Origin of the sequence: Luteimonas sp. 8-5 (assembly GCF_029763755.1) — a bacterium.
Taxonomy (GTDB): domain Bacteria; phylum Pseudomonadota; class Gammaproteobacteria; order Xanthomonadales; family Xanthomonadaceae; genus Cognatiluteimonas.
The window spans coordinates 1-3,354 of sequence record NZ_JARUVM010000054.1 but is presented as its reverse complement, the minus strand read 5'-3'; the positions used below and the strand labels follow the sequence as shown (position 1 = coordinate 3,354).

Genomic DNA, 3,354 nt, shown 5'->3' with positions numbered 1-3,354 from the left:
GCCGGGACGCCAGGCTGGCGGCGGCCGCCCGCTGCTTCGAGCCCGCCTCGGCGAGGGCCTGCAGCGCCTGGCGCGCCTGCAGGCGCTCGTAGGCGGCCAGCCCAGCGTAGCGCGGATCGGTTTCCAGCGCCTGCAAGCGCATTGCCGGCGTCATCGACCCCGCTTCCTCCAGCGGGGCCGGAATGCGCCCGGCCTCGTCCGCCGGGGCCTCGAGCTGCAGTTGCGCGCGCAGCCGCGCGATTTCGTCGCCACGCAGCGCAAGGTCGTTCTCCAGCACCTGCAGGCGGCTGTCGGCTTCGGCGAGTTCGCCGCCGGCGGCGGCGATCAATGCGGCGTCGCGGGCCTGCTCGTTGCGGCCTTCGGCCATCGCGGTCTGGGCCATCGACAGTTCCACGCGCGCGCTGGCCAGCACGTCCGGTGAATATTGGTCGGCATCCGCATTCGTGGCGTTCTCCACCGCGGTGCGTGCCGCCGAAAGCTCGGAGACCGGCGGCGGCAGGGTCGCGCACCCGGCCAATGCAAGCAACAGCGCGGCCTGCGCAACCCGTGCATGCCAGCGCCGGGGGATTTGTGCGAAGCTTGCGTTCATAGGGGGTTCCGACCTTTCGTGGGGTTCGAGAGGCCCGATTTTAGCCATACGGGGGTGGAACGGATGGATATCAGCTATTTCCTCAAGCTGATGGTGGAGAAGAACGCGTCGGACATGTTCCTGACCGCGGAAGCTCCGGTCTACATCAAGGTCGAAGGCCAGCTGTATCCGCTCGGCAACGCCGGCCTGCCCCCGGGCATGGTCAAGAAGATCGCCTACTCGCTGATGGACGAGGGCCAGGTGCCCGCGTTCGAGCGCGACCTCGAGGCGAACATGGCGATCGCCCTCCCGGACAAGAGCCGCTTCCGCGTCAACGTGTTCAAGCAGCGCGGCGAAGTGGGCATGGTGATCCGCGCGATCCGCAGCGCGATCCCGACGATCGAGGAGCTGCGCCTGCCGCAGGTGCTCAAGCAGATCATCATGGCGCCGCGCGGCCTGGTGCTCCTGGTCGGATCCACGGGCTCGGGCAAGTCGACCACCCTGGCCTCGATGATCGACCACCGCAACAGCACCAGCACCGGCCACATCCTCACCATCGAGGATCCGATCGAATACCTGCACAAGCACAAGAAGTCGATCGTCAACCAGCGCGAGGTGGGCATGGATACCCATACCTTCCACAACGCGCTCAAGAACGCGATGCGCGAGGCGCCGGACGTCATCCTGATCGGCGAGATCCTCGACCAGACCACGATGGAGGCGGCGATCGCCTTCGCCGAAACCGGCCACCTGTGCCTGGCCACGCTGCACTCCAACAACGCCGACCAGACCATCGAGCGCATCCTCAACTTCTTCGACGAGGGCGCGCACAAGAACGTGCTGATGAACCTGGCCCTGAACCTGAAGGCGGTGATCTCGCAGCGCCTGGTGCTCGGCACCGATGGCCGCCGCCTGCCCGCGGCCGAAGTCCTGATCAACACGCCGGTGATCCGCGACCTGCTGCGCCGCGGCCAGGTGCACGAGATCAAGCAGGCGATGGAAGAGACGCTCGAGGAAGGCATGGAGAGCTTCGACCAGTGCCTGTTCCGCCTGTACAAGGAAGGCAAGGTCGACATGGAGGAAGCGCTGCGCGCTGCCGACTCGCGCGAGGGCCTGTCGCTCAAGTTCCGCCTCTCCGAAGGGACCACGGGGGAGCACAATCCCTACGCCGATACCTTCGGGGCGTAGTTTCGCAGCCGAAGGGAAAGGCCTTTTGTTGCAAAGAGCGGGAATGGGGAGTGGGGAACAGGGAATGGTGGGTTTCCCGAGCTCCTGGCTCCCTGCCTACCGCAGCACCCCACGCGCGCGATAGCGACGCTCCTTCCATTCCCTGTTCCCTATTCCCCATTCCCGCCGTTGCTTCACCCAGGCGGTGCATCCGGCTGGCTCTCGGGCCTCGCGGCGTCGAACGCGGGCAGCTCCAGGCAGGCCTGTTCGATCCGGACCATGCTCGGATACGGCGTCATGTCGATGCCGAAGCGGCGTGCGTTGTAGATCTGCGGGACCATGCAGCAGTCGGCCAGCGTCGGCATGTCGCCGTCGCAGAAGGTTCCGGTGGACGGATGGTCGCGCAGCATCTCTTCCATCGCCCGGAAGCCCTCGACGATCCAGTGCCGCACCCACCCGTCGCGTTCTGCCTGCGGCACGCCCCACTCGTTCTCGAAGAACTGCAGCACGCGCAGGTTGTTGAGCGGGTGCACGTCGCAGGCGACCAGCTGCGCCAGGGCGCGCACGCGCTGGCGGTCGCGGGCAACCGCCGGCAGCAGCGGTGGCGACGGCCACATCTCGTCCAAGTACTCGAGGATCGCCATCGACTGGCGCAGCATGCGCTGGCCGTGCTGCAGGATCGGCACCAGGTCCTGCGGATTGGCCGCGTGGAAGCTCGGCGCGTGCTGCTCGCCGCCATCGCGCAGCAGGTGCACCGGCATGATGTCGTAGGCCAGGCCCTTGAGGTTGAGCCCGATCCGCACCCGATAGGAAGCGCTGGAACGCCAGTAGGAATACAGGCACAGCTGGTCCATCGGGTGTCCTCCTGCTACGGCAGCGGCTGCCGCTCGATGCGCTGCTCGATCGCACCGAACAGGCTGTTGCCGTCGGCGTCCAGCATTTCGATCCTGACCAGGTCGCCGAACGACATGAACGGCGTCTGCGGCTTGCCGGTGGCCAGGGCTTCGACGGTGCGCTTTTCGGCGAAGCAGGAGGCGCCCAGCGAAGTGTCCTGGTTGGCGATCGTTCCGGAACCAACGATGGTTCCGGCCGAAAGCGGCCGCGTCCTGGCCGCGTGGGCGACCAGCTGGGCGAAGTCGAACTGCATGTCCACGCCCGCCTCCGGGGCGCCGAACCACTCGCCGTTGACGTGGGTCACCAGCGGCAGGTGCAGCTTGTTGCCGCGCCAGGCGCCGCCCAGCTCGTCCGGCGTCACGAACACCGGGGACAGGGTCGAGCGCGGCTTGGACTGCAGGAAGCCGAAGCCCTTGGCCAGCTCGCCGGGAATCAGGTTGCGCAGGCTGACATCGTTGACCAGGCCGACCAGCTGGATGTGCGTGGCGGCCTGCTCCGGCGTCACCGCCATCGGCACGTCGTCGGTGACCACCACGATCTCGGCTTCCAGGTCGATGCCGTAGGCCTCGTCGACCACCCGCACCGGGTCGCGCGGGCCGTTGAAGCCGGCGCTGGTGGCCTGGTACATCAGCGGATCGGTGTAGAAGCTCTGCGGCACCTCGGCGCCACGCGCGCGGCGCACGCGCTCCACGTGCGGCAGGTAGGCGCTGCCGTCGACGAACTCG

The 3,354-nt window shown here is 67.5% G+C and carries 4 protein-coding genes; 1 reads left to right on the top strand and 3 read right to left on the bottom strand.

Going from position 1 to position 3,354, the window contains the following annotated elements:
- Window positions 1-589, bottom strand: a 589-nt coding sequence (locus QAA18_RS07420) for a DUF4398 domain-containing protein (RefSeq protein ID WP_279412259.1), incomplete at its 3' end; no start/stop codon positions are given.
- Between the two features lie 63 nt (window positions 590-652).
- Between QAA18_RS07420 and QAA18_RS07415 the strand changes: the two genes are divergently transcribed.
- Complete coding sequence (locus QAA18_RS07415; protein ID WP_279412258.1) at window positions 653-1,756, top strand: PilT/PilU family type 4a pilus ATPase; 1,104 nt, start codon at window positions 653-655, stop codon at window positions 1,754-1,756.
- 173 nt (window positions 1,757-1,929) lie between these two features.
- Here QAA18_RS07415 and maiA read toward each other — a convergent pair whose 3' ends face one another.
- The gene (gene maiA / locus QAA18_RS07410) at window positions 1,930-2,589 is read right to left on the bottom strand and encodes a maleylacetoacetate isomerase (RefSeq protein WP_279412257.1); all 660 of its coding nucleotides are present in this window, start codon (window positions 2,587-2,589) and stop codon (window positions 1,930-1,932) included.
- Window positions 2,590-2,603: 14 nt separating this feature from the next.
- On the bottom strand, window positions 2,604-3,354 hold a 751-nt coding region (locus tag QAA18_RS07405), incomplete at its 5' end, for a fumarylacetoacetate hydrolase family protein (RefSeq protein WP_279412256.1).

What these genes read in the sequence shown, in the direction of transcription:
- QAA18_RS07415 (WP_279412258.1), top strand. Translation starts at nt 653, where the DNA reads ATGGATATCAGCTATTTCCTCAAGCTGATGGTGGAGAAGAACGCGTCG.
- maiA (WP_279412257.1), bottom strand. Translation starts at nt 2,589, where the DNA reads ATGGACCAGCTGTGCCTGTATTCCTACTGGCGTTCCAGCGCTTCCTAT.